General features: G+C 41.5%; 16 protein-coding genes and 2 pseudogenes. 14 read left to right on the forward strand and 4 right to left on the reverse strand.

Annotated elements, in window-relative coordinates; all coding sequences use genetic code 11:
- Nucleotides 1-88 precede the first annotated feature (88 nt).
- A complete protein-coding gene (locus tag P364_RS0110355) occupies nucleotides 89-583 on the forward strand; it encodes a GNAT family N-acetyltransferase (protein ID WP_024630059.1) in 495 nt (164 codons plus the stop codon).
- An 876-nt stretch (nucleotides 584-1,459) separates the two neighbouring features.
- Here P364_RS0110355 and P364_RS0110365 read toward each other — a convergent pair.
- From P364_RS0110365 to P364_RS0110375, 3 genes are all read right to left on the reverse strand, one after another.
- The gene (locus tag P364_RS0110365) at nucleotides 1,460-1,660 is read right to left on the reverse strand and encodes a hypothetical protein (RefSeq protein ID WP_024630061.1); all 201 of its coding nucleotides are present in this window, start codon (nucleotides 1,658-1,660) and stop codon (nucleotides 1,460-1,462) included.
- Between the two features lie 9 nt (nucleotides 1,661-1,669).
- Nucleotides 1,670-2,374: a hypothetical protein gene (locus P364_RS37960; protein ID WP_052016580.1), complete on the reverse strand. Its 705-nt coding sequence runs from the start codon at nucleotides 2,372-2,374 to the stop codon at nucleotides 1,670-1,672.
- 740 nt (nucleotides 2,375-3,114) lie between these two features.
- On the reverse strand, nucleotides 3,115-3,372 hold the full coding sequence (locus P364_RS0110375) for a GlsB/YeaQ/YmgE family stress response membrane protein (protein WP_024630063.1): 258 nt from the start codon (nucleotides 3,370-3,372) through the stop codon (nucleotides 3,115-3,117).
- A gap of 155 nt (nucleotides 3,373-3,527) precedes the next feature.
- Between P364_RS0110375 and P364_RS0110380 the strand changes: the two genes are divergently transcribed.
- The 9 genes and pseudogenes from P364_RS0110380 (at nucleotide 3,528) to P364_RS0110420 (ending at nucleotide 11,602) form a co-directional block, all read left to right on the forward strand.
- Nucleotides 3,528-4,235: a response regulator transcription factor gene (locus P364_RS0110380; protein WP_024630064.1), complete on the forward strand. Its 708-nt coding sequence runs from the start codon at nucleotides 3,528-3,530 to the stop codon at nucleotides 4,233-4,235.
- Nucleotides 4,236-4,354: 119 nt separating this feature from the next.
- Nucleotides 4,355-5,653 (forward strand): sensor histidine kinase, encoded by a 1,299-nt coding sequence (locus P364_RS0110385; protein ID WP_236642238.1) that lies wholly within the window; start codon nucleotides 4,355-4,357, stop codon nucleotides 5,651-5,653.
- 125 nt (nucleotides 5,654-5,778) lie between these two features.
- On the forward strand, nucleotides 5,779-6,483 hold the full coding sequence (locus P364_RS0110390; protein WP_236642237.1) for a hypothetical protein: 705 nt from the start codon (nucleotides 5,779-5,781) through the stop codon (nucleotides 6,481-6,483).
- A 544-nt stretch (nucleotides 6,484-7,027) separates the two neighbouring features.
- Entirely contained in the window at nucleotides 7,028-7,744 is a 717-nt protein-coding gene (locus P364_RS0110395) for a class I SAM-dependent methyltransferase (RefSeq protein ID WP_024630067.1), read from the forward strand.
- A 745-nt stretch (nucleotides 7,745-8,489) separates the two neighbouring features.
- Nucleotides 8,490-8,873, forward strand: a complete 384-nt coding sequence (locus tag P364_RS0110405; RefSeq protein ID WP_024630069.1) for a hypothetical protein — start codon at nucleotides 8,490-8,492, stop codon at nucleotides 8,871-8,873.
- 204 nt (nucleotides 8,874-9,077) lie between these two features.
- Nucleotides 9,078-9,541 (forward strand): annotated as a pseudogene (gene tnpA, locus P364_RS35230) (IS200/IS605 family transposase).
- Nucleotides 9,542-9,706: 165 nt separating this feature from the next.
- A pseudogene (locus tag P364_RS36825) lies at nucleotides 9,707-10,068 on the forward strand (helix-turn-helix domain-containing protein); the annotation flags it as partial.
- Nucleotides 10,069-10,329: 261 nt separating this feature from the next.
- The gene (locus P364_RS0110415; RefSeq protein WP_024630070.1) at nucleotides 10,330-11,178 is read left to right on the forward strand and encodes an SDR family NAD(P)-dependent oxidoreductase; all 849 of its coding nucleotides are present in this window, start codon (nucleotides 10,330-10,332) and stop codon (nucleotides 11,176-11,178) included.
- A gap of 34 nt (nucleotides 11,179-11,212) precedes the next feature.
- Complete coding sequence (locus tag P364_RS0110420) at nucleotides 11,213-11,602, forward strand: MerR family transcriptional regulator (RefSeq protein ID WP_024630071.1); 390 nt, start codon at nucleotides 11,213-11,215, stop codon at nucleotides 11,600-11,602.
- A 387-nt stretch (nucleotides 11,603-11,989) separates the two neighbouring features.
- Here P364_RS0110420 and P364_RS0110425 read toward each other — a convergent pair whose 3' ends face one another.
- Nucleotides 11,990-12,427, reverse strand: coding sequence for a nuclear transport factor 2 family protein (locus P364_RS0110425; RefSeq protein WP_024630072.1), 438 nt, complete (start codon nucleotides 12,425-12,427; stop codon nucleotides 11,990-11,992).
- Nucleotides 12,428-13,061: 634 nt separating this feature from the next.
- On the opposite strand from P364_RS0110425, the gene P364_RS0110435 reads away from it, so the two are divergent.
- The 4 genes from P364_RS0110435 to P364_RS0110450 all read left to right on the forward strand — a co-directional run bounded on the left by P364_RS0110435 (nucleotide 13,062) and on the right by P364_RS0110450 (nucleotide 16,799).
- Nucleotides 13,062-13,919: a LysR family transcriptional regulator gene (locus tag P364_RS0110435; protein WP_024630074.1), complete on the forward strand. Its 858-nt coding sequence runs from the start codon at nucleotides 13,062-13,064 to the stop codon at nucleotides 13,917-13,919.
- A gap of 508 nt (nucleotides 13,920-14,427) precedes the next feature.
- The gene (locus P364_RS0110440) at nucleotides 14,428-14,700 is read left to right on the forward strand and encodes a hypothetical protein (protein ID WP_024630075.1); all 273 of its coding nucleotides are present in this window, start codon (nucleotides 14,428-14,430) and stop codon (nucleotides 14,698-14,700) included.
- Between the two features lie 225 nt (nucleotides 14,701-14,925).
- The gene (locus P364_RS0110445; protein WP_024630076.1) at nucleotides 14,926-16,155 is read left to right on the forward strand and encodes a sensor histidine kinase; all 1,230 of its coding nucleotides are present in this window, start codon (nucleotides 14,926-14,928) and stop codon (nucleotides 16,153-16,155) included.
- The gene (locus tag P364_RS0110450) at nucleotides 16,152-16,799 is read left to right on the forward strand and encodes a response regulator (protein WP_024630077.1); all 648 of its coding nucleotides are present in this window, start codon (nucleotides 16,152-16,154) and stop codon (nucleotides 16,797-16,799) included. Before P364_RS0110445 ends, P364_RS0110450 begins: the two co-directional genes overlap by 4 nt.
- Nucleotides 16,800-16,820 lie beyond the last annotated feature (21 nt).

Consider the following 16,820-nt stretch of genomic DNA (forward strand, 5'->3'; position numbering starts at 1 on the left):
GGGCAGTTTAGCTTCAGAAGAATAGAGGTCTTGATAAGCTTAATGTCGAAAAGAATGTATAACCGCATAAAACAGAAGGAGAGGTACTTTGAAAAAAATTAGGGGAGCAACAAAAGAGGAAATGATAGAAATTTATAAGATGGGCTATGATGTTTGGGGAGATAATCTGCCATATGAAGAATATATAACTATGTGCCAGGCTTCCAATAAGTATAAAAAGGGTAAGTGGTACGTTCTTGAAGCAACAGATACAAAGCAAATATTAAGCTCGCTCATCGTATATGAACTAAATCATTCTGAAGACCAAATTGTAAAAGGAATTGGTTCAATCGCTACCCCTTTATATTTAAGAAAAAAAGGATATGCTTCTTTATTGGTCAAAGAAACGATAAATAAACTTGAACAGGAAGAAAAGTGTAACAACTTTTTCCTTTATAGTGATATTGAGGTAGTATTTTACAAAGGATTAGGTTTTATTGTACTACCTAACAATAGTCAAAAATATAAAGACAGTGTTTGTATGTATTACTCAAAAGAAAATGATATCGACTCCATATCACTTGATATCCCCGATTACTTTTAAAGCACATCCTTATTGAACTAACGGGAAACATTAGCTTAATAAAACTTAAGAAGGCATCAAATTGATCAGCTGCTGATTTCAACTAGCGGGCTGACAACAGGGATCGTTGCAGAAATGCTGACGATCCTTTTTTGTATATGTTTACGTATGAGTATTTAAATCACGAAAAAGGGCTCCTCCGTGGACCAGGACGCCCCAAGTACGGGTCAGCGATCACGTACCTGGATATAAAGGGAAAACAGTGGGTGTTGCCCGGCAAGGTGACGTTTTTATTTTTCGCAGTCCGATCGGTAATTTAGGTGATGCTGAGTATCTTACATGCTGTAAGCTTTGTAGAAGTGACTTTGTAGAACCATTCAAACGCTCTACACCGAGCGACAATGGAGCGAACGATTATACTTCAACTTACTTGCAGAACGGTTTATGCCCATTATATAAGCCTATTGGCAAAAGGATGGGGGGGATGTATAACTATATTGGACTGTTATGGAAAAACAAGGTATAGAAAGCCACTGAGCGGATCTGATGCTCTTTAATCAGTATTTATGGCGTAAAGCCAGGGAGCTTGAAGAAAATGAACCGGAGAATGTTAGGCGAATCGATCAGATTTATGAGATGATCAAGGACATTAGTAAGATATTTGAGATTAGAGCCGGACACAGAACAAACTCTATATATTTTAAAACAGAAGATTCTGTTTTCTGGCATGGGTGCTTGTAGGAGAGAATGCATGTTGGAGGAGATATATTTCTTTATTTTCTGAAGATAAGCAGAAAAAAGGCATTTCCTGAAGGAGATGCCTTTTTTCTTGAGTAGAAACATTGTTAGGATTGCTACTCGGTATCATTCGTCCTAAATCGAGGAAGTATAAATATATTACTCTCTTTTTTCATTATCTAATCGCCGACGAAATACCAAAGCCGAAACAGCAAATATAATAAAAGATAATGTTGAAGCAGCAGTAACCATCTTCAACACATTTCCTATTGGGGGGTTAAACAACAGAGCAATTGAGATGATTAAAACGGCACCTGTTAAACCCATTCCCAAAATCGAGATCGCTAAAATCTTGTTCATCAAATCACCTCACAGGTAATTGAAACAAGCTACTGCTCCAGCGATACCACCAGCACCAAGAACTGCATATGCACCAATACATGCAGCACATATCGGAGCAGTCACTGGTGTCGGTACTGCACACGAACCACCGCACGCAACCGCAATAATATAAGCCGCAGTACCACCAATGCCAAGCACTGCTCCAAGGCAACCTGCCACTGCGCCTACACTCTGCGGTTGAATTCCAGAGTTAACTGGCTCTTCTGCAAGCATTTCTTCATCTGTGATATAAGGTCTGTCAGTGTCCACGGATTTAACAACTGATCCATTCAAATACGTCTCAACTCGGAAGTTTCCTGCCTCATTCTTGGTCACCAACATTTCATTTGTCTGCAATACGGTATTATCCTCATCGAAGAATACTGTTACGTTACTAGGAAGGCTATAATCCCCATGCAAAGGAACTGTAACAACCGTAACTCCACCGCCAACCGTGTACACACTCGATTTTTCCAAATCAAAAGTAGACACAGGGGCGATATTCTGAATTTCACCTTCTTCTACTCCATGTAGCGTTGCATCGATCAATTCCTTGGCTTCATTACCTATAACTACAACAATATCTTGGCTGTTATCCGCTTGTGCTCTAACACTCAAATTTGGAGATAAACTTAAACAGAAAATAGACAAAATCATTAATACTGGCAAAAAGATCTTTTTCGCCTTTAACATTTTAAAACCTCCTATTTTTTAATATTTCGTCATAACATTTCCTCTTTAATAATGATAACGTCTGTACGCAATTGCTTAGATACCAGTTCGATAGCATCTGCATGTTCAATGAGGGCTTTTTCTCTCTCGTTGTCCGGCGTACCTGGGAGTGTATTATAGAACTGAAAGCTGCTAGGCCTGAATTTGGATTTCTTTTCCTGCCACGCTCCTTATAACAAGTTTTGAGGATTTCCCTCACATATATAGACACCCAAAAAGGAAAATAGTTACTTTTTTATTGATTATTTTGTCACAGAATCCAAAAAAAGTTATAATAACCCCCTATATGGACGACACACCTTAGGAACAAATTCCACATATAAGTACGAAAACCCGTCTCTAAAGGTATATGATTACTTCCAGGCTTATAAGGATCAATATCCAGAAGTCCGCATAACTGCTGGATCATGACGATTTTATCGCTGTTCAAGCACTAAATGGAATTATTGTCTTCCCGAAGAAGTGGGTGATGGAGGTTATAAAAGGATGCAATATTTTTGGAGCAGCTGAGTGTTTGATCTTCCATGCCTTTTCAGGCTTGAAAGAATGGATAAAGTCAGTACAAAAAAAGGACCGTAAGTGTTCATCTTCCATCGATGAATGCTTTCGGTCCTTTTATGTTTATCCTGTACCTTTATTCCCTGGCAGCATCTTTATAAAAATATCTAATGAACGACGGTATCGGTCTCCGCCTCTCTTTGTTAACGTCTTCGGAAGGCTCCGCCGCGTGCCAGAGCGAAGAAGATAAGCAGGGCAATAATCGAGCCAACGATGGCTGGGATAATATGAAATCCGCCAATCACCGGCCCCCTTGGTCCCAGCAATTCCGTTCCTAACCAGGAACCGATAAAACCCGCAATAATGTTCCCAAGTACACCGCCCGGTACGTCCCGCCCAATCAAGTTTCCGCTTAACCAGCCAATAAGTCCACCAACAATGAGTACCCAGAGCAGATCCATGGATAAGTTCTCCTTTCTTCGGGGTTATTAAAAGTTATGTTGGGCTCAGTGGAATATACCTCATCTTCCAGTTGGTGGAGCAATCTAAAGTGTCTATGCTAAGATGGGGGTAACTTATGATTCAAGCTGGGGAACAAGGCTAGAAGGGGTGCACATTGAAGAAAATACTTGTCATTGATGATGAAGTCGCAATCAGGGATTTAATTGAGCTCGTACTCAGAAGAGAAAACTACGTCGTTCAAACGGCTGAAAACGGTAAAATAGCCCTGCAGCTCATGGATGCTTTTCAACCGGATCTGGTGGTACTTGATCTGATGCTGCCAGACTGCTCCGGATATGACTTGTGTAAGGAAATTACCGGAAAGCGTGCCATTCCTGTGATCATGCTCTCTGCCAAAAATGAGGTAATCGACAAGGTGCTTGGACTAGAACTAGGCGCGGAAGATTATATGACCAAACCCTTTGACAATCGTGAATTGCTCGCTCGGATCAAGGTGATTCTGAGAAGAAACGAGAGCAAGGAGGAATCAAGTGAAGGAACAGACGTGACATCTACACGCATCATTCATGAAGAGCTGACATTTGATCTGGAAAGCCGAAGGGTGCTGAAAAATGGTGTACCCGTGTCTTTAACGGCCAAAGAGTTTAAAATTTTGGAAACGTTACTCAAAAGGCCAGAAAAAATCTTTACCCGGGATGAGCTGCTGCAGATCGGATGGGGATATGACTTTATGGGAGACAGTCGCAGTGTGGATATGACCATCATGCGATTACGGAAGAAGTTGGAGGATAACGCGGACGAACCGAAGTATGTCAGGACGATCTATGGATTTGGCTATCAACTTGGAGGTGGCGAGGCCTGAAGTATGCAACCCGGTTACTGCTGAATTATTTATTTTTCTCCGTGCTGTCTTTTGGTATCATCATTTTTGCGGTAAATAAAGCTATCGATTACTACAGCTTCGTTACCATTGAGAAACAGATGATGGAGAAGGCAGATCTGTCGGAGTTGTCCTTCCGTGAGGTGTTATCACAGCATAGGTCATCGTCAGGAGAGCCCCAGACGAAGGAAATTGTCAGACTTGCTCTGGAGAAGCTGAAAGCTTCAGGCAAGGAAGTACGTATCTATGACAGCTCCAAGCAGTTGCTGGGCCTGGCTGTGGATGGCATCATCATTAATGATGGCAAACCGCTTATTTTTGACAAAAATATTGAGAAAGCACTGAGCGGCAGCTATGCCTACACCGTCACGGAGGATCATCTGCTTTATTTTGCGACGCCCATTCAGGATCAATTCTACGAAAACGCTTATGTGTATGAATTCGTGGAGGACATTTCCTACTTTTATGCGATCATGGATCAAATCCGTTATATCCTGTTTGCGGGTGCAGGCGGATTTATTGTGCTGATTACGTTATCCAGCCTGTGGATTGCTCGCAACACAACCAAGCCGATTAAGCTGTTGCTTGACGCAGCGCAAAGTTTCTCTAGACAGGAGTTTCGGAGAGTTCATCTTAAACGGAAGGATGAGCTGGGCATGCTGGCGGATGGGCTGGACTCCATGGGACGGCAGCTTCATGATTACATTCAATACCAGAAACAATTTGTCTCCAACGTATCTCACGAGTTAAAAACACCCTTGGCAGCTATTCGTGGTTTCTCTCAATACTTGGTTGAAGGGGAGACTGAGAACAAGGAGCTGCAAAAAATCTATGCTCATCTGCTGCACGAATCGGATCGGCTCACCCGCTTGATTAATGAACTGTTATTACTATCTCGATTCGATAAGGCTGGTTCTAACGATTTGGAAGTCGAGAAGACGGAAATGAACGAACTGATTCAGCAAGTCGCAATGAATATGGGAGCCAAGGCTAAGGATAAAGGGATAGAGATTATGTTCAGGGAGGCGGAACCGGAGGATAAGCTTTTGACGAGAGTCCACGCCAACGTGAATCCAATGCTGATGTCCCATGCGATCGCCAATCTTGTGGACAATGCCATCAAATATTCAGGCAGTCCATCGCTGATCGAATTGAAGTTGGAACATACGCCAAGCGAGGTAGTTATACGGATACGTGATCAAGGCATTGGCATCGCGGGCGATGAGCTGGAGCGAGTGCAGGAACGCTTTTACCGGGCGAAAAATGCAAGTACAGCAAATGGTTCAGGTCTTGGACTTTCCATTTGCAAAGAGATTGTAGAGCGATTTAATGGATATATCGACATCGAAAGTCAACTGGGAAAAGGGACGACCTTTACAATTGTTTTACCTCGTGCGTAGCCCTGCAACTAAACCCAGGCCTAAATAGGTAACGTTACAAGATTGGTACATTTCTGTTATGAGACTAACAAATGTTTTTTTTATAATCACTTCATAAGAACAAATCACACATTTATGGAGGGATCATGATGAAGTTGACAAAGAAAGCTGCAGGTTTTATCGTACTAATTGCTTTACTAACGGTGGCATTAACGGGCTGTCAGTCCAGTGATGCCACGTCCCCAGCAACCGGACAGAACACAGCAAATGAACAGAACAAAGGAGAAGGTGCAACAAATGCTAATGCGCCTGCTTCCGAAAGTTCTGAAGAAAAGGGTGCTGAAGCTATTAAAGAAGGTTCGATGGAGAAGGAAGGCAATGTGGTGCTGAAGGAGCTTGCTTTTGTCTATAATGAGCATACCATTGCGATTTCGGATACAGCGAATGAAGATCAGATGGAACAGATGCTGGGCAAACCGGATAACCTGAAATCGCATACGTACAGTGCCGACGATGGAACAAACATGGATACTTTAATCGGTTTTACAGAAAAAGTGTACACGTATCCTGGTCTTGAAATTAAAACAATCAGTATACCGGAGGGCAAACAAGACTCCATCTTTCATATTGAAATGACAGATCCTAAGTACGCGACAGTGCGAAACATTAAAGCAGGAGATAGCCTGGATACACTCAAAAACGCCTACCCTGAGGGGAAACTGCTTGGTGATGGAGCCCCTGATGAGGAGGATGACTTCCGTTACGAGCCATCCAATTATGTGGATGTGATGTCGTTTCATATCAAGGATGCCAAGGTGGAGAGCATTCAGATCTACAGTCTTCTGGACTAATATTTTGCCATACACAACTTTTTTCCAAGTGATGAACATAAGGTGTCGCGGGACAAGAACATTGTTCCATTCCAAGTCGCTATTAAGCGGCTTTTTTTGTTTTAAGGAACCAAGTTCTTGTCTTAGCTGAGGACAAGAACAATGTACCATTGCCGAAATGGACAAGAACAATGTGTCATTTCGGATTAGAGTGTTATCTAATTATATTATGACAGAAATTATGTGGCGAGATAAAAGCACAATTCGCTTTCTGAAGGCAAGAACTCAGTTCCATTGCTGAAAAGATTGGGAGCATGGTATCAATGTCGATTTAAAAATTATATCTATTACATTAAGCTAACGGGCAGGTTAGTTGAACTATCTCAAGAATATCAGTTTATACTTTATGTATTATTCAGGTTCATCGTTGAACTTGTCCGGGATCATCCGAACGAAGTGAGAGGTAATTCATAAATCAATTATCAATTGCTTTGAGTCTAGTTGACTAAACCATTCCTTATATGTTGAACTAGTAAAAATGCTATAGAAAGTGGGAACAAAATTTATGATTCCATTAGTATATGACCAAATTAACCATTGGGGAAAAGACGACGAATTTTTCCTCGCATTGCTAAAAAAATTAAAAGTAGAGTCTATCGTTGACTTAGGCTGCGGAACAGGAAGATGGACTACTCATCTTGTTCAGTACGGTTATAAAATTACAGCTATTGATCCCCATGAAGAAGCGATTGAAGTTGCGAGAATTAAAGATAATTCAGGCAATGTGAATTGGATTGTAGGAGATAGCTCAAATTTACAAACCAATACCTATGACGCGGTTATTATGACTGCCAATGTTGCACAGGTATTTCTTACAGATGATAGTTGGAAGAAAGTAATCTCAGACGTATTCCTATCCCTAAAAGTTGGCGGTCACTTTATTTTCGATATTAGAAACCCTTTGGTAAAAGTGTGGGAAGAGTGGGAGAAGGACAGGACTCCTGACTTAGCTAAAGATATGCTAAGTGGAGATCCTCTTGAAATCTATACAGAATATGAAGGGTTTGAGGGAGATATCTATACTTTTTATGAAACTGTGAAAAATACAAAAACAGACGAAGTCCTAGTTCATGAAAAAATGCAGATCAGATTTCGAAATCAAGGAGAATTGGATGAGTCGCTGAAACAAACAGGGTTTTCGGAAATTGAAACATATGGCGATTGGGATTTTAAACACGCAAATTCTAAAAATCGATCCTTTATTTTTCATTGTGTAAAATAGAGTCATTGAAATGCAATATAATAGTGCTCCTTAAATAATGATAAGGAGAAAAGCAGCCTGACCTTTAATTTAATTCTATCTAGTGATTAAACTAAGGAGTAACGATAGCTCATTAAATGTCAGAAAGCAGCTGATTCATGTGATCGGCTGCTTTTGTTCAAATAAAGGGCAGGTTAATCCAACATAATAGTGCGAAACTTAGGGTAGCAAATTTGATGTAACTATCTTATATAAACAAAATCAACAGAGCCAAGCACTTCTTTTACTAAGAGGGGCTTGGCTTGTTATCATTTAGAGGTAAGTAACAATATTTTGGGGAGAAGTCCACCATTTAGGGTGGACATTGGAAAATCCAGGTTTAACCTATGAAATTTTCTCGTCAGGTATATAAAAGCCAGCAATAATGAAGCCGAGTTGAAGAAGCAGTTTATTGAGGAGAATGACGAGCGGAGTGTTACAATACTCCAGAGTGCCGGCACACTCAGCGTAGCAATCATTCTCATTAGTCTAAGCATTGCCTCCATGATCGCCGGTTTCTTTAATCCCTTGATATTCTACACCTCATTAACTTGCTTTTTATTTGTTTTAATCGTATTTTTGGCACTATGGATGTATTATGCCGAGAAAAATCTAAGGGTATAGTCTTTCGTTTTTCTAAAGGTAATGAAAATATAAAACGCATGAAGTTTGATCATTCAACTAACGGGAAACGAGAGCTCAAATACAACCTGTAGAGGAGACTGGCATGAACTTTTCGAAGCGTTATGTATGGATCGAAGCTGAAATATGGCCCGTAGGCTCATGGGATTGTAAGGATGATAATAGCGATGTTATTGTTGTCTTTCCGGATCGCTCCAAATGGATTGCTAGCTTCTTTACTTACCAGAATATCGAGACGATGAGGCAAAAGAATATAGAAACCGGTGAATGCATGAACGGCGCATATTTTTGGTCCAGCGACTTGGTATTGATTGATATTATAAGCAGAGAAAGAATTGAGCAACTAATCGACTATTTGATTAAACACGATAATTTCCACGCAGTCTTTAATCAATGCCCTGATGTAGCTGCAGAAGAAGACGAGAACTATCCTGCAGGATTTTTTATAACCAAAGAATCGTTGAGCTAACGGAAAACGATAACACAATAATACCAAGAAAGCAGCTAATCAATGTGATCACTTGCTTTTTGTTATGGCTTTAGCCAGTTGAGTGCGTGAAACGTCCGAAACAAAAAACCACCCGCTATGCGGGTGGAGGGATCGAGGGTTTGACCACCAAGACCATTCCAATAAAATTGAGATGTTCAGGCTAAAAGAAAGGAATGGTCATCGATGGCAAACAAGAGCTACAGCCTAGCCCACACAAAGTGGATGTGTAAATACCACATGGTGTTTACCCCGAAGTATAGACGGAAAGAAATCTATAATCCAGTGAGAAAAGATTTAATTGAAATCTTCAAACGTTTGTGTAAGTACAAAGGAGTAGAGATTATAGAAGGTCACATGATGCCCGATCATGTCCACATGTTGGTAACGATTCCACCGAAAATTGCAGTCTCAACGTTCATGGGATATCTAAAGGGAAAAAGTTCGCTAATGATATTCGAAAAACATGCCCAGTTGAAGTATAAATACGGAAATCGAAAGTTTTGGGCAGAAGTACTATGTGAGCACCGTGGGTCTAAACGAAGCAACAGTAAGAAAGTGAGCAAGAAGCACATGATCAGGCGGTAGATAAGCTGAGTGTAAAAGAATACGAAGATCCATTCAGTAGTAATAGGAGCAAAAAGAAGTAAAACCAGTTTAACTGGTAAATGAAAGTGACAAATAACACTGAGCCTGAACAGATTTGCTGTCAGGCTAGCGTCTTTAGGCGCAGTTTGGCAACAGGGGGTTATACCCCAAGAGCAAACCCCCGTTGGACTGGTGGTCATGATTTTATCGTTACAAGTTTTGCAACGATTGCAGAGGTAGTAGAACGGATTAAAACAAACTTTGACAAACCTCTGCGCATTAATGAATTAGCGCAGATCGCCAATATGAGTTCTTCTTCGCTTTATCGGCTCAAACAAGTCACTGCGATGCCCCCCCGTTCAATATCAGAAACAGCTTCGATTACAAGAAGGGCGACGACTTTTAATGACTGAAAAAATACAACATCGCAGATGTTGCATTTCATGTCGGCTACGAAAGTCCTTCGCAATTCAGTCGCGAATATGCCCGATTATTTGGGTGTCCTCCGACTACCGATTTTTTCGAATACAATCCACAACTAATTTGCCTACTATATAAGTTGAACGAAAGAACTTGGCAGTTAGAATAGCCCTGTTCCATTCTAAGGAAGTGAAACGGGCCTCGTTTATTTTTGCTTACCTGTATTGGCAGTAGAGACACGCAGCCAGGTATTTTTCTATTTCATGTGCATGACGATAATCAGAGTGAGCGCTGCTGCGACGATGAGGCTTACGGTGATAAAACCAGGAGCATAAGAGCTTTTTGCATTTTTATCGCTTGACTTGGTGTAAACACCAGGTTGTAGCATGAAGATGCTCAGATCAAACTGACAGACAGGAGAGATTAGATAATGAAACATCATCATAATAAAGTTGCTCTTATAACGGGTTCCAATTCTGGCGTAGGATTCGAGCTGGCCAAGAAAATGTTGTCCGAAGGCTGGCAGGTCATCGCACTGAACCGTTCCAATTTTCCAACTGACGAAGTGATTCAAACGGCTCAAAAGTCGAAGCAACTGAGAATTTATAAAGGGGATCTAGCTGATTTTTCAAGTCTCAGGAGAGCTTTGGATCAGATTAAGCAGAGCGAGGACCATATTGATCTGCTCTTCAATAATGCCGGCGTGTCATTCGGAGAATTCCAGTACTCGATACAAGGGCGCGAGACGCATTTTGAGGTCAATACAGTGGTACCCTACATTATTTTCATGGAGCTCAGAGAGCTTTTGTTAAAGGGGGAACTGAAAACCGTTATCAACACTTCATCCAACGCCTTGCTGATGGTCAAACAGTTCGATTACAATACATTAGACAAGCCTGTCGGATTCAAAAAACTTCTGGGTCCTTACGCCGCTACCAAATTGGCCCTTTCGCTATGGACCCAGCAAATTGCCCCTGCACAATTGACGGAGGAAATCCGGATTCGCAGCGTTTGTCCCGGCCCTAGCAAGACAAAGATGTCCAAGGGCGCAGGGATGCCAGGCTTCATGATTCCGATTGCCAACCTGTTCTTCTCCCATCCGAGTGCAGGAGCGGCCCGTTTATATGACGCTGCATTGGGTCACCATAAGGACGCTACGGGCATTTTTCTTAATAAAGGCAAAGCGACACCCTTCAAGTTCAATGACCAGAGCGCGAATGTTCTGGATAAAGTAGACAGAATCTATAAGCAGGAATTTGCATGTGCAAATATGCAATGAGTGTTAATTTAACCGCCAAGGCTGGTGATATAACATGGACCAAGGTCTCTCGATCAAACAGGCCGCTGAACGAACTGGATTAACGGAGGATGCCATTCGACATTATGAAAAAATTGGACTGATCTCCCCTCCATCCAGAAAACCAAACGGGCACCGGGTGTATTATTCGGAGGATATGGAGAGGATAGAATTAATCCAGTGCCTGAAGCAAACGAATATGTCGTTGGAGGAGATGAAGGTCTATCTTTCTTTTCCCTTCAAGGAAGCGATTAAATCCGTTCCGGAATTGAATGCCGAGCTTCAGGAATACCGGAAGAAAATCACCGATCAGATAGCCGATTTGGAACGCATTTTGAACTTTATCGACCATAAGGTGGTTCATAATCAATCCTTGCTGCGGGATAAAAGCGGTGATGAAGCATAGGCGCTTGACCACCAATTCATAAACGATTCCCGCTACAAAAACAATCGCCTTACCCCTGTAAAGGGTAGGGCGATTGTTTTATTTAACGCTGGTAAGAGCCCGTTTCAAGTTCAAATGTACGTCGATAGACGGTTTTTTATAACATTAGCGCTGGTGTCTAAGGAAACTGCCTTGCCTGTGCGGGCAGTGGAGACGTTCAGAGGCACAGTTTGGCAACAGGGGGTTATACCCCAAGAGCAAACCACCCGTTGGACGGGTGGTCATGATTTGATTAAATTAATAGCGCAGGTGACGATCGGTTATTTCGCACTACGCTATCGCTCCATATTTGTTTAATATTTCCATATAAAGAGCCCTGAATCAATCCCAATCACAATAAAAGCTGCTTTATTTCTCGGCGTCATCCGTGAGATTGACTAATACGTCGTTTACGTGAGCCGTGTCGTGATGCTCGTGGTAGACGGCGATTTTATCGCCCCGGATCTCAAAGAGAAAATGATAATGGTTCTGATAGCGACGTCCACTCTTCAACTTCATTGTTGAGTAGGCTTCCACTGTGACACGGTCCCCTTGGATGGTCCAACCGGTAGGGACGATCTGAAGTGGCCCGTCAGTAATGTTGTCCAGCGGGGCCAGCATCAATCGGAATTCATCCTTAGAGACGAAACCGGGGTGTGGAAGTCCGCTCATCCACCACTCGACATCATCAGTGAGCATGTCGAGAAGTGCGTTCAACGGCTCCGTATTCTGAGGGTCACCCCATCGACCTTGCCCATAAAGGCTAAGGAAGTGTTCAATTATCTTCTTCTTGGCTGTGTCGTTCATTTTTTTAATCTCCTTTGTAGAGTTCGGGTTCGTAGATTTCCATCCTATGACACCTTGATAGATAAGGGTCGAACAAACCAACAGACGTACTCTGTTTCCATATTCATCAGTACGCTCATTGTTGCAGTAAGGAACTAATCTAGTGAAATTGATTGTAGAGCAGATGGAGCTATAGTTCCTTGTACAAAACGCATCCTATGAGAAAGGGCTCCTGTATGGTCAAATATTTTTCGCACCTTCCAGATGGACAGTTTCCACATCCTTTTTCCATGAATGTGCTTGTAGTTAACTATTCCTGGTTGGTTAAAATAGCATTGGGTATATAACGCATTAGTGACGAGTGAATGTGAAGAATAATATGAAATCATTTGTTCAGTCGCAAGACCTTCAGAAGTTGCGCCCGTGCGTGTCATTGGTGCAACTCCTACTCGAGTCTAATGTTTACACCCCTATAATATTTGTGTTAATCATGATCACATCCTCCGATGAACTTAGGTTGAATATTATCTGCAGATAGTTATATTATAAATTAGAGTTTATGTGCAGTAAAATTGATATATTAGAATTAAACGTTCATTAATAATGAACTGTAGTGTTGTACATGTAATAAATTTAAACACAAAGGTGTGAAACCGTGGAGCTTCGTCATCTCATAACCCTGAAGACTATTGTTGAAAAAGGTGGATTTAAAAAAGCTGCTGAGCATCTAGGTTACGCTCAGTCCTCCGTCACTGCACATATCAAGGAGTTGGAAGCTGAGGTCGGAAAACCTATTTTTGATCGTTTGGGTAAAAAAGTCGTGCTAACCCACTACGGAGAGCAGTTTCTTCCTTACGCTTTAAAAATCATTGAATTATATGATCAAGCTTTAACGACAGACAACGAACCTGCTGGTGACCTTACGCTAGGTGTATCGGAATCACTTATGATTCATCGCGTCCCATCTCTTCTTGTCGAGTATAAAAAAGAATATAGGAATGTGAATTTATCCCTCAAGTCAATTGATTTCCACGACATTATGGCCAATCTTCAAACAGGAGAAATCGATATTGCATTGGTATTAGAAAGTGATGGATGGAAAATGCCTGAACTCCACTGTGAACAGCTGGTGAGAGAAAAAATGGTGATCATCAGCCCGCCTCTTGAAAAGAATCTGGAACTGGGGGCTGTACTTTATACCGAACGTAGTTGCAGTTATAAGGCTGTTTTTAATGATTATCTCCATTACAAGAAGATGAAAGTTAAAGAAAGTCTGGAGTTTCAGAGCATCGAAGCGATTAAACAATGTGTCAGGAGTGGTTTAGGAATTTCTATGGTCCCTTATTTTTCGGTACAAGAGGAATTGAAGAGCCATAAATTAATCGGGGAAGAGGTCGAATATGATCTTACTGCAGTTTCTACGTACCTGGCGTACCATAAAGATAAATGGCTTTCACCATCAATGAAAAGCATGATTTCATTAATTAAAAAACATGCTAAGAAGTGGATGTGAATGGTCCATCGAGGGTATACCGCAATCGCGATTTATGGGCATCGTGCTGGAGACCATTTCTCTGTATGTAATGGATAGGGTTAATGCCTTAATGATTAAAGGAATTAGCTATTCTGCGGAAAGCTTAATGAGATCGAGGTATTTAAGATACGTTGGAATTATCTCATTGGAGGGATTCCTTGCATTCAGGTGTTATGTTGACCCGTTAAAAGTCGTGCGGGAATAGAGGTGGAGGTGGCATCACATAATGAATTCCATATATTGCACGTATTCTCCAACGTGCCCTAACGATAGCTCAAACGTACTAGGGAGAAGCTTGTCACCCGCGGTTGATCCATTTTTCATTAAGTGAAGGGCAGGATAGTTCGAGATCATTTTCAGTGAACCGTATCATCTTTACTTAAAAACAAAGGGAGAAGCGCGCGAAGCCGTACGTCTTAATCCGGAGAAAGGCGTAAGTCATATCAAGGTATACTCCTGGTCGCCGCATTCTCTATTTCTGGCGGTCATGGACGAAGCCAAAAAGTTTGGTTTACCGGTAGGCGGTACCGGAGCACAGTATTCAAAGAAAAAGCAATTCGGATTTAATCCGAATTGCTTTTTTACTGCAAGAAAGGGGAACTTACTTATAAAAAATGTCGAGGGACAAGAACATATTCCCATTGAAGTCGCCATTTTAGCGGCTTCTTTATTTTATCGGTACAAGTTCTTGTCCTTGGTTCGAGACAAGAACTTGTACCGATTACCGTATTGGACAAGAAATGTTCCTATTGCCGATTAGGGGTATATCAATCGTTATTTTTGCCCGTTAATTCATTAAACTAACGGGCAGGATTGTTACAATTCATGGTAAACTACCTTAATTGGAGTCTATGATTGTAGTGACAGGAATCCGGAAAATGTTGTTTATCTACAGGACGATATGTTCCGTTACATGCAGGATGCTGGGATGGTCTCCCTTTCTTTGAACTTTATTAAGTAGGTAAATGAAAGAGGTAATTTTTGCATGAGTGATTTGAAATATTCGAAAATCAAACCGTATCAAGGACTCCGATCTGATACCCGAAATGTTCTGCGAGCATCTCGTCTACCCGTTTTTATATGGGTTATTTTTATTTATTTAACTGTATTGTTCACCCAGATCCCTGTGATTCCTAGATTGTTAGATTATATTTTTTTTACAGTTCTCATGTTTATCCACATCTTGCTGCATTGGTATGCCGGATCTATCGTTTATAGAAGTCACTGGATATATTTTGTAGTACAAGGTCTTGTTGTTTGGGGTTGTGCATTACTCATGCCTGAGGTTTATTCTGTTATCTTTGTCAGTTTATTGACGGTCGTGATTGGGCAGAGTATTGGGGTATATTCCCGGAGACTCAAGGTACTCTGGGTCTGTACGCTTTATAGTGCTATTTTTGCTTTTTCATTGGTTTGGTTGGAGACAACTGAGGATTTGTCATCAACATTAACATCGCTCTTCTTCATGATGTTTTTTGTAATCAGCTATGCTACTTTGTTCTATAAACAAGTTCATATTAAATTGCGGACACAGTCATTTTTACGTGAATTGGAACGAGCGCACAGAAAAGTGGAGGATCTGACAATCGCCAACGAACGACAAAGGATGGCCCGTGATTTACATGATACCTTGGCACAAGGGTTGGCAGGTCTCATCATGCAGCTTGACGCCGTGGATGCCCATTTAGAGAACGATAATAACCAACGTGCCCACGAGATTGTTCAGCTGTCGAAAGCCCAAGCAAAACGCACCCTTTCGGAGGCGAGAAGCGCAATTGACGACTTGCGATTGTATTCGGTAGAAACCATAGATATCTCTAAAGCGGTGCAGGATGAGGCTGAACATTTTTCACATAGGACAGGCATTCGAATTTCCACAAGTTTATCGTTACACCATCCTGTGGTACCTAAGTTGATCTTAGAACATAGCTTGCATATCATTCGAGAATGCTTGGCAAATATAGCTAAACATGCTAATTCTACAAATGTAGAAGTCGTGGTTGCATCAAATGAAAACGTAATCGAGCTAAGAATTACGGATGATGGAATAGGGTTCGAAACCAAGCTGATCGAGAAACAATCCGGTGGCTATGGATTGATTGGTTTATATGAACGAGCTAGAATTATTGGCGGGAAGATAAAAATTGATAGCGGAAAAAAAGGAACCAACGTTTTTGTCCGCATTCCATTACAACAGGAGGACGCCAACTTATGAAAATTAAGATTCTAATAGTGGATGACCACCTAGTCGTACGTGAGGGACTTAAGCTGATCATTGAAACCAATCAAAAGTACGAGGTAATCGCAGAAGCTTCCGACGGTGTGGAAGCGGTTCGACTGGTAGAGACTCACAAGCCCGATATTATCTTATTGGATTTGAATATGCCAGAGATGGGCGGATTAGATACCATGACAGTGCTCAAAGCTAAAGGACTTGAAATACCAGTCATTATTTTGACTACCTATAACGAGGATGAAATGATGATACGAGGACTGACGTTAGGTGCCAAAGGATATTTGCTCAAGGATACGGGAAGGGAGATGATTTTTCGCTCCATTGATGCAGCGATAAGGAGGGAGACGTTGCTTCTTCCTGAAATCACCGAGAAAGTTTTCGGTAACAATACGCCAGTAAAGTCAAAGAAGTCATTCTCGGGGAAGACATCTCTTACAGGCAAAGAAATGACCGTGCTTCAAGCGATTGCCCGTGGCTCTCGAAGTAAAGAGATCGGCTTCGATATGCGAATATCCGAACGGACAGTTAAGGCACATTTAACTAATATATATATTAAATTAGGAGTTGAGTCGAGAGCGCAAGCGGTCGCAGTAGCGATGGAGCTTGGCATTTTAGATTTATAACTAAAAATTCATAGATTGCCC

This window comes from Paenibacillus sp. MAEPY2, from assembly GCF_000499205.1.
In the GTDB taxonomy this organism is placed as follows: Bacteria; Bacillota; Bacilli; order Paenibacillales; family Paenibacillaceae; genus Paenibacillus; species Paenibacillus vandeheii.

What these genes read in the sequence shown, in the direction of transcription:
- P364_RS0110385 (WP_236642238.1), top strand. Translation starts at nt 4,355, where the DNA reads ATGATGGAGAAGGCAGATCTGTCGGAGTTGTCCTTCCGTGAGGTGTTA.
- P364_RS0110405 (WP_024630069.1), top strand. Translation starts at nt 8,490, where the DNA reads ATGAACTTTTCGAAGCGTTATGTATGGATCGAAGCTGAAATATGGCCC.
- P364_RS0110375 (WP_024630063.1), bottom strand. Translation starts at nt 3,372, where the DNA reads ATGGATCTGCTCTGGGTACTCATTGTTGGTGGACTTATTGGCTGGTTA.
- P364_RS0110395 (WP_024630067.1), top strand. Translation starts at nt 7,028, where the DNA reads ATGATTCCATTAGTATATGACCAAATTAACCATTGGGGAAAAGACGAC.
- P364_RS0110420 (WP_024630071.1), top strand. Translation starts at nt 11,213, where the DNA reads ATGGACCAAGGTCTCTCGATCAAACAGGCCGCTGAACGAACTGGATTA.
- P364_RS0110450 (WP_024630077.1), top strand. Translation starts at nt 16,152, where the DNA reads ATGAAAATTAAGATTCTAATAGTGGATGACCACCTAGTCGTACGTGAG.
- P364_RS0110440 (WP_024630075.1), top strand. Translation starts at nt 14,428, where the DNA reads ATGGACGAAGCCAAAAAGTTTGGTTTACCGGTAGGCGGTACCGGAGCA.
- P364_RS37960 (WP_052016580.1), bottom strand. Translation starts at nt 2,374, where the DNA reads ATGTTAAAGGCGAAAAAGATCTTTTTGCCAGTATTAATGATTTTGTCT.
- P364_RS0110425 (WP_024630072.1), bottom strand. Translation starts at nt 12,427, where the DNA reads ATGAACGACACAGCCAAGAAGAAGATAATTGAACACTTCCTTAGCCTT.
- P364_RS0110390 (WP_236642237.1), top strand. Translation starts at nt 5,779, where the DNA reads ATGATGAAGTTGACAAAGAAAGCTGCAGGTTTTATCGTACTAATTGCT.
- P364_RS0110365 (WP_024630061.1), bottom strand. Translation starts at nt 1,660, where the DNA reads ATGAACAAGATTTTAGCGATCTCGATTTTGGGAATGGGTTTAACAGGT.
- P364_RS0110445 (WP_024630076.1), top strand. Translation starts at nt 14,926, where the DNA reads ATGAGTGATTTGAAATATTCGAAAATCAAACCGTATCAAGGACTCCGA.
- P364_RS0110415 (WP_024630070.1), top strand. Translation starts at nt 10,330, where the DNA reads ATGAAACATCATCATAATAAAGTTGCTCTTATAACGGGTTCCAATTCT.